Origin of the sequence: Asaccharospora irregularis DSM 2635 (assembly GCF_900129815.1) — a bacterium.
Taxonomy (GTDB): domain Bacteria; phylum Bacillota; class Clostridia; order Peptostreptococcales; family Peptostreptococcaceae; genus Asaccharospora; species Asaccharospora irregularis.
Window position 1 is genome coordinate 17,024 of record NZ_FQWX01000011.1, and the last position, 25,117, is coordinate 42,140.

21 protein-coding genes are annotated in these 25,117 nt (G+C 28.9%); 14 read left to right on the forward strand and 7 right to left on the reverse strand.

The window, feature by feature from the left end:
* Window positions 1–20: 20 nt before the first annotated feature.
* The 3 genes from BUB34_RS06235 (at window position 21) to BUB34_RS06245 (ending at window position 3,224) form a co-directional block, all read left to right on the forward strand.
* Entirely contained in the window at window positions 21–986 is a 966-nt protein-coding gene (locus BUB34_RS06235; RefSeq protein WP_073125486.1) for a tyrosine-type recombinase/integrase, read from the forward strand.
* Window positions 987–1,070: 84 nt separating this feature from the next.
* Complete coding sequence (purB, locus tag BUB34_RS06240) at window positions 1,071–2,513, forward strand: adenylosuccinate lyase (RefSeq protein WP_073125489.1); 1,443 nt, start codon at window positions 1,071–1,073, stop codon at window positions 2,511–2,513.
* Window positions 2,514–2,771: 258 nt separating this feature from the next.
* Window positions 2,772–3,224: a MarR family transcriptional regulator gene (locus BUB34_RS06245; protein ID WP_073125492.1), complete on the forward strand. Its 453-nt coding sequence runs from the start codon at window positions 2,772–2,774 to the stop codon at window positions 3,222–3,224.
* Window positions 3,225–3,301: 77 nt separating this feature from the next.
* On the opposite strand, the gene BUB34_RS06250 is transcribed toward BUB34_RS06245, so the two are convergent.
* The gene (locus tag BUB34_RS06250; protein ID WP_073125495.1) at window positions 3,302–4,501 is read right to left on the reverse strand and encodes a pyridoxal phosphate-dependent aminotransferase; all 1,200 of its coding nucleotides are present in this window, start codon (window positions 4,499–4,501) and stop codon (window positions 3,302–3,304) included.
* Between the two features lie 374 nt (window positions 4,502–4,875).
* Between BUB34_RS06250 and galT the strand changes: the two genes are divergently transcribed.
* The 3 genes from galT to BUB34_RS06265 all read left to right on the forward strand — a co-directional run bounded on the left by galT (window position 4,876) and on the right by BUB34_RS06265 (window position 7,081).
* Window positions 4,876–5,814, forward strand: coding sequence for a galactose-1-phosphate uridylyltransferase (galT, locus tag BUB34_RS06255; protein ID WP_242948840.1), 939 nt, complete (start codon window positions 4,876–4,878; stop codon window positions 5,812–5,814).
* A gap of 99 nt (window positions 5,815–5,913) precedes the next feature.
* Complete coding sequence (locus BUB34_RS06260) at window positions 5,914–6,669, forward strand: exodeoxyribonuclease III (protein WP_073125500.1); 756 nt, start codon at window positions 5,914–5,916, stop codon at window positions 6,667–6,669.
* Between the two features lie 85 nt (window positions 6,670–6,754).
* Entirely contained in the window at window positions 6,755–7,081 is a 327-nt protein-coding gene (locus tag BUB34_RS06265) for a hypothetical protein (protein ID WP_073125503.1), read from the forward strand.
* A gap of 77 nt (window positions 7,082–7,158) precedes the next feature.
* Here the strand turns inward: BUB34_RS06265 and BUB34_RS06270 are convergent, their stop codons facing one another.
* Window positions 7,159–7,938, reverse strand: coding sequence for a 3'-5' exonuclease (locus BUB34_RS06270; protein ID WP_073125506.1), 780 nt, complete (start codon window positions 7,936–7,938; stop codon window positions 7,159–7,161).
* 431 nt (window positions 7,939–8,369) lie between these two features.
* On the opposite strand from BUB34_RS06270, the gene BUB34_RS06275 reads away from it, so the two are divergent.
* Window positions 8,370–10,268: a glutamine synthetase gene (locus BUB34_RS06275; protein ID WP_073125508.1), complete on the forward strand. Its 1,899-nt coding sequence runs from the start codon at window positions 8,370–8,372 to the stop codon at window positions 10,266–10,268.
* Window positions 10,269–10,334: 66 nt separating this feature from the next.
* On the opposite strand, the gene BUB34_RS06280 is transcribed toward BUB34_RS06275, so the two are convergent.
* On the reverse strand, window positions 10,335–11,090 hold the full coding sequence (locus BUB34_RS06280) for a peptidylprolyl isomerase (RefSeq protein ID WP_073125511.1): 756 nt from the start codon (window positions 11,088–11,090) through the stop codon (window positions 10,335–10,337).
* An 853-nt stretch (window positions 11,091–11,943) separates the two neighbouring features.
* Here BUB34_RS06280 and BUB34_RS06290 point away from each other — a divergent pair.
* Window positions 11,944–12,195 (forward strand): TIGR03905 family TSCPD domain-containing protein, encoded by a 252-nt coding sequence (locus BUB34_RS06290; protein ID WP_073125516.1) that lies wholly within the window; start codon window positions 11,944–11,946, stop codon window positions 12,193–12,195.
* 72 nt (window positions 12,196–12,267) lie between these two features.
* On the opposite strand, the gene BUB34_RS06295 is transcribed toward BUB34_RS06290, so the two are convergent.
* Window positions 12,268–12,723 carry a hypothetical protein gene (locus BUB34_RS06295; protein ID WP_073125519.1) on the reverse strand — a complete coding sequence of 152 codons (456 nt, stop codon included), beginning with the start codon at window positions 12,721–12,723 and terminating at the stop codon, window positions 12,268–12,270.
* A gap of 510 nt (window positions 12,724–13,233) precedes the next feature.
* Here BUB34_RS06295 and BUB34_RS06300 point away from each other — a divergent pair.
* From BUB34_RS06300 to glpK, 3 genes are all read left to right on the forward strand, one after another.
* On the forward strand, window positions 13,234–13,998 hold the full coding sequence (locus tag BUB34_RS06300) for a rhodanese-like domain-containing protein (protein ID WP_073125523.1): 765 nt from the start codon (window positions 13,234–13,236) through the stop codon (window positions 13,996–13,998).
* 228 nt (window positions 13,999–14,226) lie between these two features.
* Window positions 14,227–17,109: a leucine-rich repeat protein gene (locus BUB34_RS06305; protein WP_073125526.1), complete on the forward strand. Its 2,883-nt coding sequence runs from the start codon at window positions 14,227–14,229 to the stop codon at window positions 17,107–17,109.
* A gap of 192 nt (window positions 17,110–17,301) precedes the next feature.
* Window positions 17,302–18,810, forward strand: a complete 1,509-nt coding sequence (gene glpK, locus BUB34_RS06310; protein ID WP_073125529.1) for a glycerol kinase GlpK — start codon at window positions 17,302–17,304, stop codon at window positions 18,808–18,810.
* Window positions 18,811–18,873: 63 nt separating this feature from the next.
* Here glpK and BUB34_RS06315 read toward each other — a convergent pair whose 3' ends face one another.
* The gene (locus BUB34_RS06315) at window positions 18,874–19,221 is read right to left on the reverse strand and encodes a RidA family protein (protein WP_073125531.1); all 348 of its coding nucleotides are present in this window, start codon (window positions 19,219–19,221) and stop codon (window positions 18,874–18,876) included.
* 196 nt (window positions 19,222–19,417) lie between these two features.
* Between BUB34_RS06315 and BUB34_RS06320 the strand changes: the two genes are divergently transcribed.
* Window positions 19,418–20,692 carry a Gfo/Idh/MocA family protein gene (locus BUB34_RS06320; protein ID WP_073125534.1) on the forward strand — a complete coding sequence of 425 codons (1,275 nt, stop codon included), beginning with the start codon at window positions 19,418–19,420 and terminating at the stop codon, window positions 20,690–20,692.
* Between the two features lie 87 nt (window positions 20,693–20,779).
* Here BUB34_RS06320 and BUB34_RS06325 read toward each other — a convergent pair whose 3' ends face one another.
* Both BUB34_RS06325 and BUB34_RS06330 read right to left on the reverse strand, forming a co-directional pair.
* A complete protein-coding gene (locus tag BUB34_RS06325) occupies window positions 20,780–21,232 on the reverse strand; it encodes a regulatory YrvL family protein (protein ID WP_073125537.1) in 453 nt (150 codons plus the stop codon).
* Window positions 21,233–21,425: 193 nt separating this feature from the next.
* The gene (locus BUB34_RS06330) at window positions 21,426–22,595 is read right to left on the reverse strand and encodes a M20 metallopeptidase family protein (protein WP_073125540.1); all 1,170 of its coding nucleotides are present in this window, start codon (window positions 22,593–22,595) and stop codon (window positions 21,426–21,428) included.
* Window positions 22,596–22,728: 133 nt separating this feature from the next.
* Here BUB34_RS06330 and alr point away from each other — a divergent pair, with 133 nt between their 5' ends.
* The gene (gene alr / locus BUB34_RS06335; RefSeq protein WP_084120245.1) at window positions 22,729–23,826 is read left to right on the forward strand and encodes an alanine racemase; all 1,098 of its coding nucleotides are present in this window, start codon (window positions 22,729–22,731) and stop codon (window positions 23,824–23,826) included.
* Window positions 23,827–23,899: 73 nt separating this feature from the next.
* A complete protein-coding gene (locus BUB34_RS06340) occupies window positions 23,900–24,832 on the forward strand; it encodes a S66 peptidase family protein (RefSeq protein WP_143153334.1) in 933 nt (310 codons plus the stop codon).
* Window positions 24,833–25,117: the final 285 nt, after the last annotated feature.

Genomic DNA, 25,117 nt, shown 5'->3' on the forward strand with positions numbered 1-25,117 from the left:
TTTTAAGGAAAGGAGATACCATGGTTAATAATGACAAGAAGGATAATCATTTAGATGACTATGAATATGAGTTGTTTAATCTGTTTTCTAGAAGACAAAGCCCAGCTACAAAATTGGATTATCTGTCTAAGATAACTTTATTTAAATCATTTATTGATTCTAAAGAACTTATATATGCAAATAAAGAGGATTGCTCAAAATTTATAGAAGCTATTAGAAGTAATTATGCAAAATCAACTTGCGAAAAAATATATAGCTACTTACACAGTTTTTATAATTTCTTAAAAAAAGAAGAGTATATAGAAATAAATCCGTTTATCTTTGTTGAGAAACCAGTTGTTACAAGAATAAAAAATAAAGATGATGTATTGAGTATACAAGAGATAAATCAATTAGTGAGCATTTTTCCTAAGCTAACTATAAGGGATAGATCTATAATAGTATGTCTAATAACCACAGGTTGCCTACTAAGCGAGCTAGTAAGACTAAGATGGAAGGACATTATTATAAACTCAAATGATATAGCTTATATACGATTAGGGAAGGGTAAAAAGGAGAGAGAAATTAAGCTACACCCATACTTACTAAAACTTTTGATGGAGTATAGGAATTATTCTGGACTTCCTAGTGAAATAGATCAAACGCATGACTTTATTTTTACTACTCAAAAGAGTGATTTTATTACGGATAGGAATGTTAGACTAATAGTAAAGAGAGCTTTAGATTTAGCAGGATTGTCCCAATACTCTGCTAGAGATTTTAGGCATTCGTTCGCAGCAATAAACTTAAGTCTTGGCATGGAGAAAGAGGATGTAAAAGATAAGCTTGGATGGAGTGATAAAAGTTATGCAGTTAGATACAAATATGTAATAAACTTTGTAGATGAAGATATTCTATATAATAGCCAAGAGAGATGTTTAGATGAGGAAAATCATACAATAAGCGAGAAAAATTTATATAAAATAGACTACGAGTCTAAAGAATAATGAACAAAAAATAAAAATGACTTGTTATAGTTCGTAATATTTTATATAATTAATATATAAAACTAGTTAAGGAAGGTGCAAATAATGATAGATAATAAATACAGTACATATACAAATCCTCTGACGGATAGATATTGTAGTAAGGATATGAGTTATATATTTTCCCCTCAGTTTAAGTTTTCAACTTGGAGAAGACTTTGGGTCGCTCTTGCAGAAGGAGAGCAAGAGTTAGGAATAAATATAACTGATGAACAATTGGATGAATTGAGATCTAATATAGATAACATAAACTTTGACGAAGCTAGAAAAATAGAAAAAGAGGTAAGACACGATGTTATGTCTCACGTAAAGGCATATGGACTACAATGTGACAAAGCTAAGGGAATAATTCATTTAGGTGCAACATCAGCTTATGTTGGGGACAACACAGATGTTATACAAATGACAGAGGCTTTAAGATTACTTAGAATAAAGCTTGTAAATTTGATAAATAATCTAAAAGATTTTGCTATTAAGTACAAAGATATGCCAGCCCTAGGATTTACTCATTTTCAGGCTGCTCAGCTTACTACAGTTGGAAAGAGAGCTTGTTTGTGGGCTCAAGATTTAATAATTGATTTAGAAGATTTAAATTATAGAATAGATAATATGAAATTAAGAGGTGTAAAAGGTACTACAGGTACTCAAGCCAGTTTCTTAAGTTTATTTGAAGGAGATCACGAAAAGGTAAAACAATTAGATAAGTTAGTATGTGAAAAAATGGGATACTCATCATCATATGCAGTAAGTGGACAAACATACACTAGAAAATTAGACTATCAGGTTATAAGTATATTATCAGGGATAGCACAGAGTATGCATAAAATGACTAATGACATAAGACTTTTACAAAGTTTAAAAGAATTAGAAGAGCCATTTGAAAAAAATCAAATAGGATCATCTGCTATGGCATACAAAAGAAACCCTATGAGAAGCGAAAGAATAGCTTCACTATCAAAATATATAATATCTGAGTCTCTAAGTCCTGCATTGGTTGAGGCAACTCAGTGGCTAGAGAGAACTTTAGATGATTCAGCTAATAAGAGATTAGCTATTCCGCAGGCATTTATGGCAGCGGATGCTATACTTGAAATAGGAATAAATGTTACTGATGGATTAGTAGTTTATGAAAATATGATAAATAAACGTATAAATGAGGAACTACCTTTTATGGCTACGGAAACAATATTAATGGAGGCTGTAAAAAGAGGTGGAGATAGACAGGAATTACATGAAATTATAAGAGAGTACTCTATGAAGGCTGCATATAGAGTGAAGCATGAAGGAAAGGATAATAACTTAATTGAGTTAATCTTAAATGATCCTTCATTTAAGATGAGTAAGGAAGAAATATTAGCCATAATGGATCCTAAGAACTTTATAGGTAGAGCTCCTGAACAAGTTACAGAATTTGTTGAAGGGGTCGTAGAACCGGCTATAAAGGACTATAAGGCTACTATTGGTCTAAAAGTAGACTTACATGTATAAAGAAGAGATATAATTGAGAAATGTATTATTATAGGGGGCTGATTCTGGTGATTTACCAGCATCGGCTCTTTAAAATTTTTAGCAAAATAACTAGGTTAAATCCATATTTTCTTTGTTTAGTTGAGAAAACATATTATATAGTTTTGATTTAAAATATATTAGATAAAATTGATGAAAAAGTATTGTTATTGGTCTGTTTTTAATGTAAACTATAGTGTGAGTTATCAATTAGTAAAATCAAACATCTGGGGTGATATAATGGAATGTATAGTAAATGATACAATCAACTTTTTGTCTAAGACTTTTCCTAAAATTTATTCAAGTTTATATTTAAACTATCTAAAAAAGTATTCCGCAAACTACGACGTAAATAAAACACAATTAAGAGCTTTAATGTTTATAAAGAATAATGGATCTATAAGTATGACCGATTTATGTTCAAAATTAAACATAGAAAAGGGAAGTCTAACCAGTATGGTGGATGATCTTACTGAAAAAGGATATGTTGTTAGAGAACGCGACTTAGGGGATAGAAGAAAATATTTAATAAATATCACAGAAAGTGGAGTAAAAATAGCATCTGATTTTATTGAAAAATTAAATGTTGAATTAGAGGAAAAGCTTTTCAGTTTAGACGAAGAAGATCAAGGAAAATATACTCAAGCAATAAATACTCTTCAGTATATTTTAAGCAAAGAACAATTTAATTAGATTTAAAAATATAAGTCGATATTTTTATTTTATAATAAAAAAGCTACCTTTTAAAAGGTAGCTTTTCTTTATATTTATTAAGCTTTAGGTAAAGCTAAGTATTGTTCTAAACCTTCTTTTAATAATACGGCAGCTTTGTGAAGATCTTTTTCGTTTAATATATAAGCAAGTCTTACTTCGTCACGTCCTAAGCCTGGAGTAGCGTAGAATCCTTCAGCTGGTGTAACCATAACAGTTTCGTTATCTTTGCTGAATTCTTTTAACATCCATATAACGAAATCTTCAGCATTTTCAACTGGTAATTTAGCAACTATATAGAATGCACCAGTTGGTTTTTCACATATAACTCCTTCAACTTTCATTAATTCATTGTATAAAACATCTCTTCTATGTCTGTATTCTTCATTAACTTCTTTGAAGTAAGAAGCTGGAGTTTTGTATAATGCAACTGCACCTATTTGTTCTAGTGTAGGAACACAAAGTCTTCCTTGACATAATTTAAGTATTTCAGCTATAAGTCCTTTGTTTTTAGAAGCTATAGAACCTATTCTAGCTCCACAAGCACTGTATCTCTTAGAAACACTGTCTATTATTATAACTCTGTCTTCTACTTCTTTTATGTTACCAAAGCTTGTATACTCAAGTCCATCATAAACGAACTCTCTATAAACTTCGTCAGAAACTATCCATAAATCGTTTTCCTTAGCTATTTCAGCGATCATATGAAGCTCTTCAGTAGTATATATAGCTCCAGTTGGGTTTCCTGGATTAGAAAGTAATATAGCTCTAGTTTTATCATTTATTCTAGAAACGATTTCCTCTTTAGAAGGTAAATGGAATCCGTTTTCTGCTTTTGTAGTTATAGGATTAACTTCTATATTTACTGATTGACCAAATCCATTGTAGTTAGTGTAGAATGGTTCTGGAACTAATATGTTATCTCCTGGGTCACAAATAGCCATCATAGTGAATAATAAAGCTTCACTACCACCGTTAGTTACTAATAACTCATCTTTTCCAAAATGCATGTCATAAGTTTTGTAGTAGTCTTGAAGAGCTGATATTAACTCTGGAATACCTTGAGATACTGCATACTCTAATACTTCACTATCGAAATTTTTAACTGCATCAAAGAAACCTTTTGGAGTCTTTATGTCAGGTTGACCGATATTTAAGTGATATACTTTTATACCTTTGTCTTTAGCTTCTTGTGCAATAGGAACTAATTTTCTTATTGGAGAAGCTTGCATAGAACTTACTCTGTTTGAATATTTCATTTTAAAATACCCCCTAAATTAATCAAAATTAATAAATATTTAAAGGCGATAAACCCTTGTCCATGAATATAATAACACAATTGCTAGTAAAAATCAGCAAAAAATAAAAATATAACCGTATAATATATTTTTAACAAATTAAAACAAAAAGATTGCAAAAACTACAAAAAAAGGCCTTAATTTGATATTAAAGTACACTATAAAATTGCTAATTAAAGAAAATTTTTAAAATTATGATCATTATATGTATCATGTTTGCCAATAGATTGAAAAGAAACAGGATTTACTATATGCTATAAAATAATATATAAAATTTATAGTATAATTATATTAATAAAAATCTACTAAGTTAAGAGGTGTTATAAGTGAAAGAAATGAGAGTAGACGCTCTTACTAATGATATGGTCATATTTGCTGAGGATAGAACAAAAAGACCTATAGATAAAGTTAATACAAATGATGAAGAGGAAATTGTTAGTGAGTATGAAAAAGATTGTCCATTTTGTAAGGGTAATGAAAAATATATACCAGAAGAAACATTTAAAATAGAGGATGAAAATGGATGGGTTTGTAAATCTATATACAATAAATTTCCTATAATAGACCAGGATTCAGAGAATATAAAGGGGGTTCATGAGGTTATTATAGAAACTAGTAAACACAACAAGACCTTTTACAATATGAACGTAAGTGAATTTGAAAATTTATTTACTGTTTATAAAAATAGGTATGAGTCTTTAAGTAATTATAAAGATACTGAGTATATTAGTATATTTAAAAATTTCCTGAGAAAGGCAGGAGCATCTTTGCAACATCCACATTCTCAGATAGTATCGCTACCTATAATACCCCCAGAGGTTAACAATGAAATAGAAATTGCGAAAAATTACTATGATACAAACAACAGAAGTTTATATGAGGATATTATAAAGGAAGAAATAAGTTATGGAAAGAGGGTTATCCATAATAGTGAGAATTTTTTAGTTATAGTTCCATATGCTACCAAATATAATGGTGAAGTTAGAATTATATTTAAACAAAATATAAAACTTAATCAATTAAAAATAGATAGTATAAATGAAATCTCCAATATATTTGTGAAGTTATTTGAAAATTTATATAATGAGAGAGGGTATATGCCATTTAATTTGTTTATTCACACTCATCCTGTAAAAGGAGGAACTGAAAAATATTATAATACTCATATTCACATAGTTCCAAGAAGGTATAGTTTTGGAGGGTTTGAACTAAGTATGGGCGTTTATGTGGCATCTACAAATCCAGAACAATTAGCCCAAAGATTAAAGTTTTAGCTAAGTTTCAGAATAAAATAAATGTATTTACAATGGTAAACATATTTAAAAGTGGGTAATATAATAAATATGAAAATTAACTAGGCAAAGGAGAAAGGTATGAAATTTATATCATGGAACGTAAATGGATTAAGAGCCTGTGTAGGCAAGGGGTTTTTAGATTTTTTTAAAGAGGTCGATGCAGATATATTCTGTTTGCAGGAAACAAAACTACAGGAAGGCCAAATAGATTTAGACTTAGAAGGATATCACCAATATTGGAATTATGCTGAGAAAAAGGGATATTCAGGTACTGCGATATTCACAAAAGAAAAACCGTTAAACATAATATATGGTATTGATATAGAGGAACATGATAAAGAAGGAAGAGTTATAACTTTAGAATTCGATAAGTTTTATTTTGTAACGGTATACACTCCAAACTCTCAAAGTGAATTAAAGAGGCTAGAGTATAGGATGAAGTGGGAGGACGATTTTAGAGACTATCTATTGAAATTAGATAATAAAAAACCGGTTATAGTATGTGGGGATTTAAATGTGGCCCACAAGGAAATAGATTTAAAAAATCCAAAAACAAATAGAAAAAATGCAGGTTTTAGTGACGAGGAGAGAGAAAAGTTTACAGAACTTTTAAATAGTGGTTTTATAGATACTTATAGATATTTCTATCCTGATGCCGAAGGAGTGTACTCTTGGTGGTCATATAGATTTAATGCAAGAAAGAATAATGCAGGATGGAGAATTGATTATTTTGTAGCATCTAAAAAACTAGAAGACAATTTATTAGATGCAAAAATACATACAGATATCTTAGGATCAGATCATTGTCCTGTAGAACTACAGATAAAATATTAAAAATTAGTCATATGCTCCCAAAAGTATTAATAAAATAATATAGATTAAAACTTATATTATAAATGATGCTAAAAGGAGGAAGAAGATGGATTTATTAACTCTTAAGAACAAACTAGAAAAAGGAAGATATTTAGGTGGAAAAGAGATATATATAAAATCTGGGGATGTAATATGTGGAATAGAATCTATATACAAAGATAAAGATAATAAATACATAGCTCTGCTTAAGTCAAAGGAAGAGACAATATTAGTAGATGATTTTCTAGAAATAATAGAACAAATCAATAATGAAATAGGAAATGTAGATGTGTTTATATCTGATAGTGAATATAATAGAGAAGAAAAAAATGAAGTTGAATCAATAGAATTTGCTCAGTACGAAACTATGAAGGTTCTATTTATAAATATTTAATAATCTAAATAAAAATACTCTGATTTAAATTAATTTATAATTTAGATCGGAGTATTTTTAGATTAAGTTATTTTTTGTTATTTTAATCTATCTTTTTTTAGAGGAATATCATATAAGAATTGATTTGTTTTACCCATCTTATAAGATAATTCTATTATCATTTCTTCTTCTTTGGTTAAGTTCCGTCCGAGGATTTTTTTAAATTCTTCAAATAGTTTATTATAGTCAACTTTTTTCTTTTCAGTACGCCTAATAGATTTAGGTACGATTGGTGTATAGGTATATATACTTGGAACCATACTTGGATTATATATTTTCATAAATACTTTAGCTGTATAATATGCATCATTCAAAGCATTATGATAAGACTTTTCTTCATCTAAATTTAACATGGAAATAGCATTTTGTAGTCCAACACTTTTTCCAGAAGGATTATTAAAATAAACAGATGCGTGGTGTTGGATATTAATATACAACTTAGGTAAGTTTTTAGTTTTCAAATTGTGATAGTTTATATTTCTATATAATTCTTTTAAATCACCAGTTCCCCATACACATAAGATAGAGTCGTTAGAATTTATAAATTTCTTGAATTCCTTATATACATAAGGAAATGTTTTTGAATCCTTTATATCTGACATTTTAATCCCAGTCATCTGTCCTATAAAGGGATGAATGGCTTTATATATAGTAGGTTTAATATAACTATTAAAAGTATCTATTATATGAAAGTGAGAGTCTAATTTGATAGCGCCTATTTGAATGATTTCAAAAGGACATTTTTCATTAGAGATAGTTTTATTTAGAGTCTTATCAAAACCCTGGTTAAACTCTAAATCAAAAATTATGTATTCCATATTGCCTGTCTCCTAAATTTTTATTTTATGTATTTAAGTTTATAAAAAATAGTTCTTTGTTTAGTATACCCTATATTTATAAAAATGTTAAATTAATATATCTAAAAATATTATAATAATATTTAAGGTAAAAGCTAGATAATTTAAAAAATTGGAAATTTATATTACTATGTTGTAATATAAAATAAAATGATTAAAAAAAACAAAAAATATTGCGAACTTTCATGCTGTAATATATAATAATATAAACAGAAATACGAATAAAAAAAATATATAACAAATTAAAGTACATATTATATGCAAGATTATTTATTTTGTAATATAACATTATGATTTTTTAGAATAGTATGTCTTATTAAAAGATATTATAGCATACTGTATATAGTTTAATTTAGAAAGTTTGAAGCATAGCTTATTAAGGGAGTGAAAAGATGAACCACCTATTGTATGTAATTGAAAAGGATAAACATAATGAGAAAGACCTAAAGGAGATATTAAGCCAGCATAAGAATATAAGATTTGTTTCTCTAATGGGTGTAGACTTAGGAGGAAATGCAACAGATGAGAAAATACCTATAGAAATATTTTTAGAGGATATAGATGGATTTTTGAAGTCTGCTGTACAGACTGATGGCTCAAGTGTTGAGCTTTACAATATAGCTACATTAAATAATGCAAAAGTTGATATAATGCCTGATAAGGATTGCAAATGGTATGTAGATTACAATATGGAACATATAGATGATGAAGTTAATTTACCTGTTGGAACCCTTAAGATACCGGCATTTTTAATACATTGTAACAAAAAGGTATGCTCAAGAGGTATACTACAAAAAGCGGATAGATATTTTAAGGAATCTATGTTTGATCTATTTGAAAAGTATCCTCATTTAATAAAAAATATAGGGATAGATTCAAAAGATGAAATAGAAGATATAGTTTTAACTGCGGCTACAGAATTAGAGTTTTGGGTAAACACGCCAGAGGATAAGGCTGATTTAGAAAAACTTTATGTATCACAGAGTTTAAAAGAGCAATATTGGAAGAGAACTCACGGTATAATAAGAACTTGTTTAGAACAAAGTTTGATAGTTCTTCAGAGATTGGGAATAGAACCAGAAATGGCTCATAAAGAAGTAGGAGGTATAAACAGCTCTATAAGTATAGAGGGGAAAACTAATCATGCTATGGAACAATTAGAGGTTTCGTGGAAGTTCTCATCCCCACTACAAGCTGCTGACAATGAGTTATTAGTAAGGGATGTTATAGAGGATGTATTTACATCACATGGTTTAGAAGTAACATTTAAAGCAAAGCCTATACACGGTGTTGCAGGAAGTGGAGGCCATACACATGTGGGTGTTGCAGCCAAACTAACAAACGGTTCAATCAAAAATTTATTTGCACCAAGAGATATGAAGGAAGATTATCTAAGTGAAATTGGATATGGTGCGCTTATGGGAATGCTTTATAATTATGAGGTATTGAACCCAATTGTAACAGCATCAAATGACGGATTTAATAGATTGGTTCCCGGGTTTGAAGCTCCTGTTTGTATAGTTACTTCTTTAGGTCATTCATATAGTGTGCCTTCAAGAAATAGATCGGTTTTAGTAGGTCTTATAAGAGATATGAAAAACCCCAAAACGGTAAGACTTGAGTTAAGATCTCCAAATCCATTGTCAAACACTTACTTAGTCATAGCAGGTTGTTACCAAACTATGCTAGATGGCATAAAGGCTGCAGCTGAAAGTAAACTTACTACAAAAGAGCTAGAAAAAGAATTATCTAAGGATGTAGGTCAAGAAAGTTTTTATTTAGAAAAAGATAGGGCGTATAGGGATGAAAATGATGTATTTGAGTATTATAGTTTAGAGGAAAGGAACTCAAGATTTTCAGTTCCACCAGAAACTGTTTATGAAAATATGAAAAACCTAGAAATATATTCTTTTAAACTGAAATCATTAAAACAAGGAAATGTTTTTACAGATGAGATAATTGAATCATTTAAAGTAGGAGCTATAGATAAGTGGCAAAAGAAACTAATAAATAGAATTATCGAAAATAATATGAAGGTAATAAGAAGTTTTGTCAAGCTACATGACAAGGAAAATATGGATGCCTTAGATGAGGTTGCATGGAATACTATTTCAGATATGAAATTTAAGATAATGAAAGATACTCTAACTAGAAAGTCTTTGTTTACTCAGATAAAAGAGGCTGTAGAGAATAAGGATTATGAGACGGCCTCAAATCTTCAAATAGAACTAAAGCATAATATGGAAGATATACAACAATTATATATGAAATACAAAAAGAATATATACTAAGAAAGATATATACTAAAAAAGAGTCGATCTATAGAAATCTATAGGTTGACTCTTTTTATTTAAATATTAATCGTTAAATTTTACAGCTTCTTGGTATTTAGATTTAAGATTGTTTATTTTGTTTGTATAAACTTCATTTTGTTTTTGGTACATTAAAGTTTTTTCTATTTCAGCTTCAACTTCCTCGTATGTAGATTCTCCACCTTTTTGAAGATCATCTAGTTTTATTATATGGTATCCAAATTGAGTTTTAACAGGACCTCTTAATTCTCCTTTGTTCATAGAGAATACAGCCTCTTCAAATTCAGGAACCATTTGACCTTTAGAGAAGTTTCCTAAATCACCACCAGCATCTTTAGATGGGCAACTAGAGTGTTGAGCTGCAGCATCTTCAAAAGATACTTCACCTGAATTTATTTTAGCAAGTATATCGTTAGCTTTTTCTTCATCATCTACTAATATATGTTTAGCAGAAGCTGTTTCTGGTTTATTGAAGCTAGCTTTATTAGCTTCGAAAAATGCTTTTTTATCTTCTTCAGTTAATGATACGCTAGATAAAACTTTATTTATAGCGTATTGCTTTAACACATTTTCTTCTATTTTTTTCATTTCTGCCTTGAATCTCTCATCAGAATCTAAATTTTCTTCTTTAGCTTCTATAAAGAATAATTCTTGGTTAACTAGGTCTTGTAACAATTGTTTTTTTCCTTCTTCGTTATTGAAATGCATTGCTTGGTATGGATCCAATGTTTTTAATGCATTTTCAATGTCTAGGTTAGTGATTTCCTTTTCTCCAACTGTAGCTAAAACTTTTTTTTCCATTATTGTTTACTCCTTCATAATAATATTTAATAATTCTTTTATAATGCATAGGAAATTATATTCATTTTTAAATAATTTTTAACTATAATTTATGTACATGCATTTCAAAAAAGTTAACCTATAAAATATTTAAGGAAAACTTTTTTATTATTAATATTAACCTTTATTTTTAATAATATCAGAAAAATAGATTCATGTCTAATATTTACATAAAAACAATTATAAGTTATTTATATTAATAAAATATAGTTATGACCGCTATTAGTATAGACCCAATAATACCTACTACACCTTCATCTATTTTGTATTTAGCAACCTTTATGCATGAAAAATAGAAGTATATAGATATAAATATTAGTTTCAAGAAAAGAAACGTAAGGTTTTTAGGATATAGCAAAAAACTAAAAAGTGTAAATATAAAGGCTAAAATAGTGCTTAATCTATAGTAGATAACTATTTTTGTATAATTATGTGATTTTTTTAAGAAGAAATATAAAAATGATAATACATAAATAATGGATAGTATAAAGTATATTAAGCACAGACTGATTTCTATAGATAAATTTGATATAGCAACCCATTTATACCAAATTATTGGCCAGAATATAAGTGATAAAAGTTTAAAGTAATTATCGAAAAATCTCTCGCTATTCATTATCACACATCCTCTTCTAAAAAATATATTGATTTTAAAAAATACACCTGCAAATAATTAAAATCATATCATATATATATATCAAATACCACAATTATTATACGTATATATCAAAAAAGATTAATAAATCATGATGTTGAAATTTAGATGCATTAAAGTATTAAAAATGACATAAAACATTTAATAGGGGGTGTTTTTATGTATAGGTATTATACTAGAGGAGTTTGTGCAAAATCAATACTTATTGACATAGAAGATGATGTTTTATTGGATGTTGTATTTGAAGGTGGATGTACTGGAAATTTGATAGCGATAAAGGGTTTGGTCGAAGGGAAAAACATTGACGATATAATAGATGCATTAGAAGATATACCTTGTAGGGGAAGAAGTACGTCCTGTCCAGATCAGTTGGCAAATGCACTTAAAATTTATAAAAAATATGCAAAGTAAAGCTATGTTTTACATAAAAAATTAGGTGCTAACTAAATAAGTTAGTACCTAATTTTTTTGTATACATTTTCACTATTGTTTATTAACCAATATAGCCAGTTTTATCTCTGGGTTATAGCTAATTTGAATTAATTGATTTTTCTTTATGTTTTCTAAATCTTCTCCACCGTAAGCTATTTGTAGTTTAACAGGCAATTTTCCCTGTTTTATTATAGCTACGTACTCTTTCTTGTTCTTTTTCTCTAAGCTAATTAGATTTCCTACATAAGGTTTAAAGTTTTGGTAATTTTTACTAGTGTTTTTTATGTAGAAGAAAGTTGCAACAGCTATAACTAAGTTTATACCAAGAGTAAGCCAGTTATTTAATTTTAGTGAAGCACCACCTATTGTTATTATAAGCATTAAAATAACAGGTATTACAGTCTTCTTAAGAAGTAATCTCCCCATTATTTCATTAGCCTTCTTTTCAGGTTCACTCATAGTTTTTGATCTGGCAAATGATTCCGCAAATTTGTCCTTAAAGCTCATATTAATCCTCCTAATCTAAATAAATATTTAGTTATGATAACGATAATTTGTTTAAAACTAAAGATTTACTATATTTATATTATGTTCATCTTTTGCATTAAAAATTATATATAGCAAAGTAAAATATATTAATTATTCTATCATAAAACATTAGAAAAGAAAATAAATGAAATTATAAAATTTGTAGAGTTTATAGAGTGAGCATAGATATTTTATAACAAAATTTAATTTTATATTTAATTTGTTATAAAATATCTATGCAAATTAATATAGAAAAAAACTATATATATAGTTTTTGTATAGAAAAAATGTATTAGACTAAAAAATAAAATATTTTTATAATTAACATAGATATAACAATTTAGTACATATTGTAAAAGAATTATAGTTTTTGAAAAAAATTAGGAAAGAACGTCTATATATACGTATATATAAACGTCTATATATACGTATATATAAATGTACGTATAAACTAAATTTTAAAAAGCTATAAAATATGGAGGTATTGAAATGAAGTTAAACAAAAAATTTAAAGTATTATCAATTGGAGCTCTTCTAGTGTTATCATTAGCAAGTATGGTGGGATGTAGTTCTAAAGAGGAAGCATCTAAGGAAGAATCAAAACAAGAGCAAACTACTCAAGAAGAATCAAAAGAAGTAGCAGAGGTAAAAGAAATAAAAGGTGATGAAGCTTTAAAAATAATGGAAAAAGATAAAGAAGCTTTGTTTATAGATGTTAGATCACCAGAAGAATATTCTGCAGGGCATATACCTAATGCAGTTAATATGTTTATTGATGAGTTTGAATCTAACTTAGATAAATTAAAAGGACATGAGGAAAAAGCAATAGTTCTTTACTGCAACTCTGGAAAGAAAAGTGGAGATGCAGCTAAGATATTAGTTGAAAACGGATTTAAAGACGTTTCAAATGCAGAGGGTGTAAAAAAATACGAATATGATTTAGTAAAATACAAAGATATAACAGCAGAAGATATGTTAGCTTTATTAGAAGAAAATAAAGATGCTGTTTTAGTAGATGTAAGACCAGAAAAAGACTTTAAAAAAGGTCATATAGAGAATGCTATAAATGTACCATTTGACCAAGTAGAAAGCAGATTAGCCGAATTAGATAAAACTAAGGACATAGTATTATACTGCAATACAGGTAACAAAAGTTCAAGTGTTGCTAAACAACTTCAAGAAAAAGGATATGAAAAAGTATATAATGCTATAGATGGTGTTAAAGAGTACGAATTTAAATTAGTGACAGAATAATTTATAAAAATAGAAAACCGACAGATACGCCACCTTTTATTCATATATGAGATATACTCTACTGAAAAAAGGTGGCGTATTTTATGTGTAAATACTCATAGAATTTTATAAAAACGGGAAATAATACAATAAAATATAAAAAGATATAACTGAATATTGAAATACTTAATGGTAGGGAGACTAATAATTTCATTATAAGTTGTATATCATGGAAAGTCGGGGGAAGAAATGAATTCTATTATTAAGTCTAAGCCACAAAAAATGATTTCTACATTTTTATCTACTGTGATGGTAGCATCTATGCTATTTGGACTACCGCTAGATGTAGATGCATTAGAAGTATGGACACCAAATGATTTTACATACAGTGAAACTGATAGTACAGTTATAACAGGTTTCTCTGAAAGTGGAAGTTTAAAACTTGAAACTAATAAAGATTTGGTATTGCCTTCAAATAATATAGAAGGAAATCAGATAACAGCTATTGCAGATAAAGTATTTTCAAAGAAAGGATTAACAAGCGTAGTTATTCCGGAAGGGATACAAAAAATTGGAACACAATCATTTGCATCAAATGAATTAACTACTGTAGAGTTTCCATCTACTGTTAAATACTTAGGTAGTGGATGCTTTTTAAACAATAAAATATCCTCTGTAGGTATTTCAAAGGATGCAGAAGATATTGAAATTGTAGGTATGTCCTTTGCTTTAAATAAAATAAAATCAGTAGATTTACCTTATAGTGTAAAAAATTTGGCTTCTAATGCTTTTTCAAAAAATCCTGGTATGGATGATGAAGCAGGCGTAGTTTATATGTACACTACAAACCCTTTACATTTTAATAATTCTAGTATAGCTGAGTCAGTTTCCCAAAAGTTAAAAATAATCGGATGGGAACCAACACACTTTACATATGAGGGGAGCACTGTTACTGGATTTTCTGAGAGCGGGGAGGAAAAGCTTTCTAGAGATAAAAATTTAATAATACCTAAAACCAATACTGATGGTCAAAAAATAACAGCGATTGCACCGAGTGCATTTGCTCAAAAAGGACTAACTAGTGTAGAATTCCCAAAAGGTCTAGATTCTCTAATTATTGGAGGATCATCATTTATTAAAAATGAAATATCAAAGGTAGTTATTCCTGAGGGTGTAACAAAAATAGATGCATACGCATTTATAGATAATAAATTAAAAGAAGTAGAAATTCCGTCTACTGTATTTATGTTAGGGAACTCATCATTTAAGGATAATCAAATATCTTCTGTAAATATATCTGAAAAAGTAAACAAAATACAGATAGATGCAAATGTTTTTGCATCAAATAATATGAAATCACTCCAAATACCTATAAGTATTGAAAAACTTACAAAAAGCGCATTTCTGGGTAATCCAGGTATGGACGAGGATCCAGGTATAGTATATATGTATACTACAAATCCTAAACACTTTGAGAACAGTAGAATTCACCATATAGATAGTAATATAGATGCAAATAAATCTACTTGTCAAAGAATGGTACTAAAAGAAGAATCAGATGTAAGAGCTGTATTTGCTGATAAGATTTTAAATAAGTTTGTTGATTATAATACAACAAAAGACATATTAAATTTGCCTGAAAAAGTATCACTAAATTTAAGCAACGGTGAAAAGTCTGAAGTTTTAGTAAAATGGGTAAATGATGAATATGATGGAACAAAACCTGGAGACTATGTATTTTGGGGTGAGTATAATTTACCGAGCGGTGTAGTTGGCGAAAAACCAGAAGTGAAAATTAAAGTTACTGTAAAAGATGAAGGTATAAATCAGGAAGAGGTTGAAGATTGGAAAGCTGAAGATTTTACATATTTAGATGATTGTATAACAGGTTTATCTAACTCTGGAAATACTAAGGCTTTATTAAACAAAAAATTAGTTCTTCCAGATAAAACTTTGGATGGAAAAACTATAACAAAAATAGGAAGCAATGCGTTTAATGCACAAATTATATTTGGAGATGTAACTTTTTCAAAGGAAGATGTAAATTCTCCAAGTGGGTTTACAAGTGTTAGATTACCTAGTGGACTTGAAGTAATAGGTGAATCTGCATTTAAGCATAATAACCTAAACAAATTAGATTTTCCAGAGGGCGTAAAGAAAATAGAAGAATTTGCATTCAATGGTAATAAATTAAATACATTAGAAATTCCGGATAGTGTGACAGAATTAGGAACCAGCGTATTTGGAGTAAATCCAATTAGTTCATTGAAGCTATCAAAACAGTTAAAAGAGATACCAAATGGTGCATTCACAAGAAATACAAAATTGACTTCTGTTGAAATACCAAATGGGGTTACGAGAATAGGTGAATTCGCATTTAGTGGCTGTCCTTTGACTAATTTAATTATATCAAAATCAGTTGAAAGAATTGAACGTTCAGCATTCAACTATCATAAAATGGAGTCTATTGATATTCCAGGTAATGTCAAATATATAGGAGAGTCGTCTTTTTCGGGTACATCAAAATGTGTTACTCTTAAAAATTTAAATCTTGGAAATGGTATAGAAGAGATAGCTAAAAATGCGTTTGAAATAGGATTTTTAAAACAGGTAAATATACCAAATAGTATCAGGGTAATTGACAAAGAGGCATTTAAGAAAAATACAGGATCTGAACCTTGTGATAATACAGGAGGAGTGGTTTATCTTTATACATCCAATAAAGCTCATCTAAAGCTAGAAGAGTCTAAATATCATAAGTTTATATATAAAGAGTCTAGTTTTAAATTAACAATTAAAGATTTTATATCTTTAATTGGTCCAAATAGATATGACGTAGCTGTTAAGGCAAGTCAGCAAAGATGGGATAGTTGTGATGATGTTATTCTGTTAAATAATTACAACATAATAGATACTGTTAGAGCAGTCAAAATATCTAAAACTAAGGATATACCTATCTTATTGACTTCATCCAAAAATATAGACTTAAAAACCATGGGTGAAATAAAAAGACTTAAAGTTAAGAATATCTATATTGTTGGGGGTAAATTTTCTGTAAGCCATAAGGTAGAAAAATCTTTGCAAAAAAGTGGATATAATGTAACTAGAGTATCAGGCATTTGTATAAAATAAATTAATATAATAGAGATAACTAGTTTATTACTAGATATCAAAATAGAGTCGTCTATAACTATAGGCGACTCTATTTTTGACAAAAAGACACAATAAATTTCTTAGAATATATGAATTTTATTCATATGAAAAGTGTTAAGTAGTATAATAACAATATAATAAAACTAAATTCAACAGTCTGGAGGAGTAGCAATGCAAAAAGAATACATAATGGCACTAGACCAAGGAACAACTAGTTCAAGAGCCATATTATTTAATAGACAAGGAGAAATTATTAAGATAGCTCAAAAAGAATTTACACAGATATACCCAAAAGGAGGATGGGTAGAACATGACCCTATGGAAATATGGGGATCTCAAAGTGGAGTTATGAGAGAAGTTATAGAGACAGCAGGGATAGCCCCATCTGAAATAGCATCAATAGGTATAACAAATCAGAGGGAGACAACTGTAGTATGGGACAAACATACAGGCAAGCCGATTTACAATGCCATTGTATGGCAATGTAGAAGAACCTCAGATATATGTGATGACTTAAAGAATAGGGGATTAGAAGATAAAATTAAAGAAAAAACAGGGCTATTAATAGATGCTTACTTTTCTGCAACCAAGGTAAAATGGATATTAGACAATGTAGAGGGTGCTAGGGAGAAAGCACAAAACGGAGAATTATTGTTTGGAACAATAGATACTTGGCTTATATGGAACTTGACTAGGGGAAAAGTTCATGTAACAGATTATTCAAATGCATCTAGAACAATGATGTACAATATAAAACAATTAAAGTGGGATGAAGATATATTGCGAGAATTAGGTATACCTAAAACGATGCTTCCAGAGGTAAAGCCATCTAGCTATGTATATGGCAACACAGACGAGCAGATGCTTGCAGGAGCAAGAATACCTATTTCTGGGTGTGCAGGAGATCAACAAGCTGCCTTATTTGGACAAACATGTTTTGAAGAGGGAACGGCAAAAAATACATATGGTACAGGGTGTTTTTTACTTATGAACACAGGTGAAAATCTAGTTAAATCAAAGCACGGTCTACTTACAACTATAGCTTGGGGAATTGATAATAAAATAGAGTACGCACTAGAAGGAAGTATATTTATGGGTGGAGCATCAATCCAATGGCTTAGGGACGAACTTAGAATGATTAAGACGGCAGAAGATAGCGAAAAATATGCAACTAGAGTACTAGATACAAATGGGGTATATATTGTACCTGCATTTACGGGATTAGGAGCACCTTATTGGGATATGTATGCTAGAGGAACTATGGTTGGGCTTACTCGAGGTGCAAAAAAGGAGCATATTATAAGGGCTACACTAGAATCTATAGCATACCAAACTAAGGATGTTTTAAAAGCTATGGAGCAAGATTCAAATATAAAGTTAAAATTATTAAAGGTTGATGGAGGAGCTAGCAAGAATAATTTCTTGATGCAATTTCAGTCTGATATATTAAATGTAGAGATAGACAGACCAAAAGTTGTAGAGACAACAGCACTAGGAGCTGCGTATTTAGCGGGCCTTTCGGTTGGATTTTACAAAAGCAAGGACGAAATAACATCTAAATGGGCTGTGGATAAAAAATTTAAACCTGGCATGGATAAAGAAAAAATAGATAAACTTTATAGTGGGTGGTCAAAAGCTGTTTCTAGAGCATTAAAATGGGCAAAAGAAGATGAAGAATAGAAAAAAGAGTTAACTTAAAATATTTTAAGTTAACTCTTTCGGTTTTTACTATATAGAAAAGAACTACTCTATAGTTGCCGCAATTACACTCATTTCTACCAATAGGTTTTCTCTAGCAAGTCTAGCCTCAACACAAGCTCTTGCTGGTTCAAATCCACTCTCAACCCATTCATCCCAAACAGAGTTCATATCTTGGAAATCCTTCATATCTCTTAAGTAAATAGTTACAGATAAAATATTCTCTTTACTAGAGCCATACTTATTTAATAACTCTTCTATTTTTCCTAATATTTCAGATGTTTGCTTTTTTACATCTCCTTCACCGTGAGTTTGGCCACATAAATAAACAGTATTATTATGTACAACAGCTCTACTCATTCTTCCATTTCCCTCATATCTTTTTATTTCCATAATTGTAAACCTCCAGGTGTATTAATCTTTTTAAATTATATTATAAAATTAAATAATAATCTATAAAATTGGGCAAAAATAAATTTATAAAATAAACAATTACCTTTGGTATATTCTTGAAATTATAATTGTATGAAAATTTAGAAAAATATAATATAATTAAATTGTCATATATATTATAAAAGGGGGAAGTAATATGGGAAAGGTAAAAATAGCTATAATAGGAGCGGGCAAAAGAGGAATGTACACATACGCACCTTGTATATTAAAAAGTAGTAATCTATGTGAAATTGTTGCAGTGGTAGAACCCAAAAAGGGAAGACGAGACTTATTTGTACAAAAATATAATATAGAAGATAGATATATATTTGAAGATGCAGTTGAGTTTTTTGAATATGAAAAAGTAGCAGATGCAGTAATAATATGTACAAATGATTACAAACATTATGAAATAGCAAAGATTGCCTTGGAGAAAGGGTATCATGTTCTATTAGAAAAACCTATGTCAAATAGATTAGATGGACTAATACATTTAAGAGATTTATACAGTAGATATCAAAATAGAGTTTTTATGATTTGTAATACTTTGAGATACGCTCCTTTTTTCAAAGAATTAAAGCATATAATAGACGAAAAAAGATTAGGCGAATTAATTAGTATTGGCTATGATGACAATATAAGTTATTGGGACTTTGCTCATAGTTTTGTTAGGGGAAGTTGGAGAAATAGTAGCGATACAAGCCAGCTATCTTTATCAAAAGGATGCAGTGATATTGATATAATTTTATATCTTGCACACAGTAACTGTAAAAAAATCACATCATTTGCAAGTTTAAAACATTTTAGTAAAGAAAACTTTAAAGATGAAATGGCTGAGAACTGCTTAGACTGCAAAGTAGAGCCAGGATGTCCTTATTCAGCAAAAAAAATATATTTAGAAAAAAATCTTGATATAAATAATGCTGTTCACCTAAACCCTACTAAGGAAAATTTATTAGACATACTTAGGAAAGGACCATATGGAAAATGTGTCTATAAATGTGACAATGATGTCTATGACAATATGAATTCTATTTTGTATTTTGAAAATGGAGTAACGTCTACACTAAATATAAATGGCTTTAACAAGAATAATAATATACTTGTAAAACTTAAGTTTAGCCAAGGAGAACTTATAGGAAGTTTTAATGAAAATAAAATAATAACTAGAGAGTTTGTATCTGAAAAAGAGACAATTATAAATCCATCTACAGCAGAAGATGTAGTTAAAGAGGCTAACAAAAATATTATAGATGAGTTTATAAAAAACATACTAAATAATAAATACCCTGAATTAGCAAACTCTATAGAAAGCCATATCATAGCTTTTGCAGCAGAGTACTCAATAGTAAGTGATGAATCTATATACATAGATGATTTTTTGAAATCATCTATAGAAATAACGAAGGAAATAGACAAACTAATAAGATAGAAAAGAGTATCTAATAGTTTAGCCTATAAAAGGCTGAAAATAATAAATAAAATATTTTCAGCCTTGGCGTTTAAATATAAATACTTATTATCTGCTATAATTTTTACTATTATCTTTATTAAAGAAATCCATAGATTCTGACAATAGGTAAGATAGAATAGCAAACAGCACCTCTGTTCTAAGGGGAATATTTATCGATTTCATAAATACGTCTATTATACCCATAACTAGTACGGTAAGTATAAAGTCCAACATAAACTCAAAGAATTTATATGCTGGGTAAGGCAACCTATTTACGTATCTAGCCATATCTAAAATAGTAGTACATAGAAAATCGATTGGTCTAGTAACAAAAAAGTATATTAAAAAGAAAAAAATAACAGAAGAAACTGAATTATATTCAAATCCTAGGAATGACAAAAATCCTATTCCTACAACAGTAAATAGAAGAAAAGATATTAAAAAAAATACAGCAAAGAATAAAAATATATAAACGAACTCAAAAAAAGGTAATTTCTTTTTATTCTTTATTTTAATCACTCCCTAAAGATATCTATATATAGTATTTTACTATAACAATGGAAAAAATCTATCTAAAAATAAAAAAAATTCTATCTAAAACCTTTAAAGTATAATTTTTTTGAAATACATGTACGGAAATTCTATCAATTTCCTATTCACTATAAAAAAATAAATTTATTTTTTGGTATAAGTTAATAAATGGATATTAAATCTAATTGAGTGATAAAATATTTTTAACATGGGATATAACTCCTATAACAAGACAACTTTCATCTATATTAAATTCAGATGAATGAAGAGGAGCATCAAGTCCTTTTTTTTCGTTTGCACACCCTATATGGTAGAATACCCCTTCACAATGACTCAAAAAAAATGAAAAATCTTCTGCACCCATTGAAGGGGAGTTTCTAATTATGACCTTTTCATCTCCAAATACATCGCATAAGTTATTTCTAACATAATTTACAAGGTTATTGCTGTTAATTAGTGCTGGATAACCGCTTTTTATTTCTAAAGAATAGCTAGCATCAAAGCTTTTTGATATAAATTTACATATTTCATTTATTCTTTCTTTTACAAAGATTCTATTATTATTATCTAGTGTTCTTATTGTACCCCTTATATTGACTTTGTCACAGATAATATTCTCACTTATACCTCCATCTATCATTCCCAAAGATATTACCACTCCGCTAGAAGGATCTGTATTTCTACTTACTATTGTTTGTAAAGCAGAGATTATATGAGAGGCAACTATTATGGCATCGACTCCTTTATGAGGGTATGCCCCATGTGCTTTTGATCCCCTTATTGTGAGAAATATTGTATCGGTTGAAGCATTTAAGTTATTATATTTTAATTCTATAGTTCCACTTTCAATATGAGGCATGACATGTATGCCAAAAATAAAATCTACCTTAGGATTTTCCATACATCCATCCTCAATCATAAGTCTAGCACCACCAACAGTTTCTTCGGCAGGTTGAAAGAAAAATTTAACATTAACATTTAGTTGATCTTTTAGCTTAAAAAGTACTTTACAGGCACCGAGTAGCATTGCAGTATGGGCATCGTGACCGCAAGCATGCATCCTACCCTTGTATATAGATTTAAACGGAAGATCTAAATTTTCATCTATTGGCAAGGCGTCTATATCAGCCCTAATTGCCGCTGTTTTAGAATGCTTACCATTTATAAATGCAGTTACTCCTGTGTGATTTTTATATTCAATATAATCTACACCAATCTCTTTTAGGTATTTAATTATTTTAGCTTTAGTTTCGAATTCCTCTAAGCCGAGTTCTGGAGTTTTGTGTAAGTCTCTTCGCACATTTATTAGCCAGTCATTTATTTCATAACAAGCACTTTTTATATCAACCATTTACTACCTCCAAAATCTATAATGTAGACATAAAAATCAGAATAAATACATGAGATTAGATGCCTCAAAATAGAATATAAAATATTTATAAATATTAAGAATATATTATTATATATGAATAAGGAGTGATATTATGCAAATATCTAGACCGACATGGGTTGAAATTAACTTAGAAAATCTTAAATATAATATAAATCAGATAAAAAAGGTTGTAGGTTATAATGTAGTACTGGGTGCAGTACTAAAGGCCAATGCATACGGACATGGTATTGTCGAGGTAGCAAAGGCTATTGAGGATACAGAGGTAGGATATATTTTTGTAGCTACTCTATCAGAGGCATTGGAATTGAGGGACAATAATATAAAAGTACCAATACTTGTTATGGGCTATGTACAATATAAATTTATAGAAATAGCCATTAAAAATAATATAACATTAACCGTATTTGAAAATAACCAGGCAGAGAAAATCTCATGTATAGCATCAAAAATAGGTAAAGTTTGCAAAATACATTTAAAGATAGATACGGGATTTAATAGGATAGGATTTAAATTTAAAAAAGATAATAATGATATAAATAATATTAATAAAATATTTAGCTTAGAAAATATACAAGTTGAAGGTATTTTTTCACACCTAGCACTTACGAATAAAGAAGAGGATTACAAACAATATAATAGATTTATAGATATAGTAAAAAAGATAGAAAAGTATCGAGTAATTCCAATAAAACATATATGTGATAGTATAGCAATGTGTAGATATAAGCAGTTTCATATGGATATGGTTAGGGTAGGGGCTGGTATATACGGATATACATCAATTGATTCTAATTTAATGCTTAAACAAGTTATGACTTTTAAATCCAAGATAATACAAGTAAAAGATATAGACATAGGGGAGGGTATAAGTTATGATTTTACATTTAGAGCAAATAGAAAGATGAAAATAGGTATAGTACCTTGTGGCTATGGAGATGGAATACCAAGAGAATTGTCTAATAGGGGATATGTTATAATAAATGGTAAAAGAGCTGATATAATAGGAAAAATATGCATGGACTATTCTTTTATAGATTTGACGAATTTAAGAGAAGATGACTACAATAAAGATATTATATTTTATGGAGAGAACGGTCCAGACTTATCTGATGTAGCAACTTTGGCAAATACAAATAAAAATGAAATATTAAGCAGAGTATCAAAAAGAGTTTATAGGTTGTACTTATAATAAAATAAAAAGAAGTTTTTTAGAGATATATTTATTAGAGAGATTACTATTTTGAAATCGTGGAGGCTTAAAGTTGAAAACAATAAAAAAATTAAAAGTAGGAGATACTATAGGTATAATAGCACCAGCAGGACCTTTAAAGGTCGGAAACTTAGAGGAAATTAAATCTTGTATAGAGAGCTATGGTTACAATGTAAAAATGGGAAAAAGTTGCTATCTAAAATATAGAGGATATTTGGCTGGAGAAGATGAGTACAGAGCTAAAGATATAGAAAATATGTTTTTAGATAAAGAAGTAGATATTATAATGTGTCTAAGAGGTGGATATGGAACTACTAGAATTTTAGATATAATAAATTATAAAGTAATAAAAGAAAATCCAAAGGTATTTATAGGTTTTTCTGATATAACAGGACTACATTTGGCATTTAATCAAAAATGTAATTTAGTTACCTATCATGGAATAATGGCGGCAAGTTCTCCTAGGTGGGATGAATTTACATATAAGTCATTGTTAGATGTCTTAAGTTTTGAAGAAAGGTTAAGTATAGAAAATCCAAAGGATGAAGAACTATATACATTGAGAGAAGGTAGTGCGAGTGGAATATTAGTAGGTGGAAATTTATCTTTAATAGTATCTACTCTTGGGACTGAGTATGAGATAGATACAAAGGACAAAATTTTTTTTATAGAAGAAATAGGTGAATATATATACAGAGTGGACAGGATGCTTACACAGCTCGATTTAGCAGGGAAATTTGATGAATGTAGTGGTATAATATTCGGGGACTTTAAGGATTGCAGGAAAAGTAATGAAAATGAGTGTGAGTTAATAGAATTATTAGAAGAGGTTGCTATAAGGTCTAATAAACCAACTTTATTTAACTTACAATCAGGTCATTGTATGCCTATGATAAGTATACCAATAGGTGAAGAGTGTATACTAGATGCTAGTGAGAAAAAAATAGAATTTATAAGAAAAAATAGAATTTATAAGAAAAAATAGAATTCATAAGAAAAAATAAATTTATGAAGTTTTGTATATTTACTTTTAGATACAGATTAATAAGGATATTTTAAATATCCTTATTAATCATAAGAAGGGTTGACAAGAAACAACAGTATAGAAAATACTATTAATAATCTAAGATACAAAATTTAAAGTTTCACCCCTATCTAAACTATAATTTACCTTTATATATTTATAATAGAAGTATATTTTATAAATTAAATTCTATTACAACAACTAGTTTTAAATATGTTATAATTCTACTTATAAACAACTTTGGAT

What these genes read in the sequence shown, in the direction of transcription:
- BUB34_RS06235 (WP_073125486.1), top strand. Translation starts at nt 21, where the DNA reads ATGGTTAATAATGACAAGAAGGATAATCATTTAGATGACTATGAATAT.
- purB (WP_073125489.1), top strand. Translation starts at nt 1,071, where the DNA reads ATGATAGATAATAAATACAGTACATATACAAATCCTCTGACGGATAGA.
- BUB34_RS06245 (WP_073125492.1), top strand. Translation starts at nt 2,772, where the DNA reads ATGGAATGTATAGTAAATGATACAATCAACTTTTTGTCTAAGACTTTT.
- BUB34_RS06250 (WP_073125495.1), bottom strand. Translation starts at nt 4,501, where the DNA reads ATGAAATATTCAAACAGAGTAAGTTCTATGCAAGCTTCTCCAATAAGA.
- galT (WP_242948840.1), top strand. Translation starts at nt 4,876, where the DNA reads ATGAGAGTAGACGCTCTTACTAATGATATGGTCATATTTGCTGAGGAT.
- BUB34_RS06260 (WP_073125500.1), top strand. Translation starts at nt 5,914, where the DNA reads ATGAAATTTATATCATGGAACGTAAATGGATTAAGAGCCTGTGTAGGC.
- BUB34_RS06265 (WP_073125503.1), top strand. Translation starts at nt 6,755, where the DNA reads ATGGATTTATTAACTCTTAAGAACAAACTAGAAAAAGGAAGATATTTA.
- BUB34_RS06270 (WP_073125506.1), bottom strand. Translation starts at nt 7,938, where the DNA reads ATGGAATACATAATTTTTGATTTAGAGTTTAACCAGGGTTTTGATAAG.
- BUB34_RS06275 (WP_073125508.1), top strand. Translation starts at nt 8,370, where the DNA reads ATGAACCACCTATTGTATGTAATTGAAAAGGATAAACATAATGAGAAA.
- BUB34_RS06280 (WP_073125511.1), bottom strand. Translation starts at nt 11,090, where the DNA reads ATGGAAAAAAAAGTTTTAGCTACAGTTGGAGAAAAGGAAATCACTAAC.
- BUB34_RS06290 (WP_073125516.1), top strand. Translation starts at nt 11,944, where the DNA reads ATGTATAGGTATTATACTAGAGGAGTTTGTGCAAAATCAATACTTATT.
- BUB34_RS06295 (WP_073125519.1), bottom strand. Translation starts at nt 12,723, where the DNA reads ATGAGCTTTAAGGACAAATTTGCGGAATCATTTGCCAGATCAAAAACT.
- BUB34_RS06300 (WP_073125523.1), top strand. Translation starts at nt 13,234, where the DNA reads ATGAAGTTAAACAAAAAATTTAAAGTATTATCAATTGGAGCTCTTCTA.
- BUB34_RS06305 (WP_073125526.1), top strand. Translation starts at nt 14,227, where the DNA reads ATGAATTCTATTATTAAGTCTAAGCCACAAAAAATGATTTCTACATTT.
- glpK (WP_073125529.1), top strand. Translation starts at nt 17,302, where the DNA reads ATGCAAAAAGAATACATAATGGCACTAGACCAAGGAACAACTAGTTCA.
- BUB34_RS06315 (WP_073125531.1), bottom strand. Translation starts at nt 19,221, where the DNA reads ATGGAAATAAAAAGATATGAGGGAAATGGAAGAATGAGTAGAGCTGTT.
- BUB34_RS06320 (WP_073125534.1), top strand. Translation starts at nt 19,418, where the DNA reads ATGGGAAAGGTAAAAATAGCTATAATAGGAGCGGGCAAAAGAGGAATG.
- BUB34_RS06330 (WP_073125540.1), bottom strand. Translation starts at nt 22,595, where the DNA reads ATGGTTGATATAAAAAGTGCTTGTTATGAAATAAATGACTGGCTAATA.
- alr (WP_084120245.1), top strand. Translation starts at nt 22,729, where the DNA reads ATGCAAATATCTAGACCGACATGGGTTGAAATTAACTTAGAAAATCTT.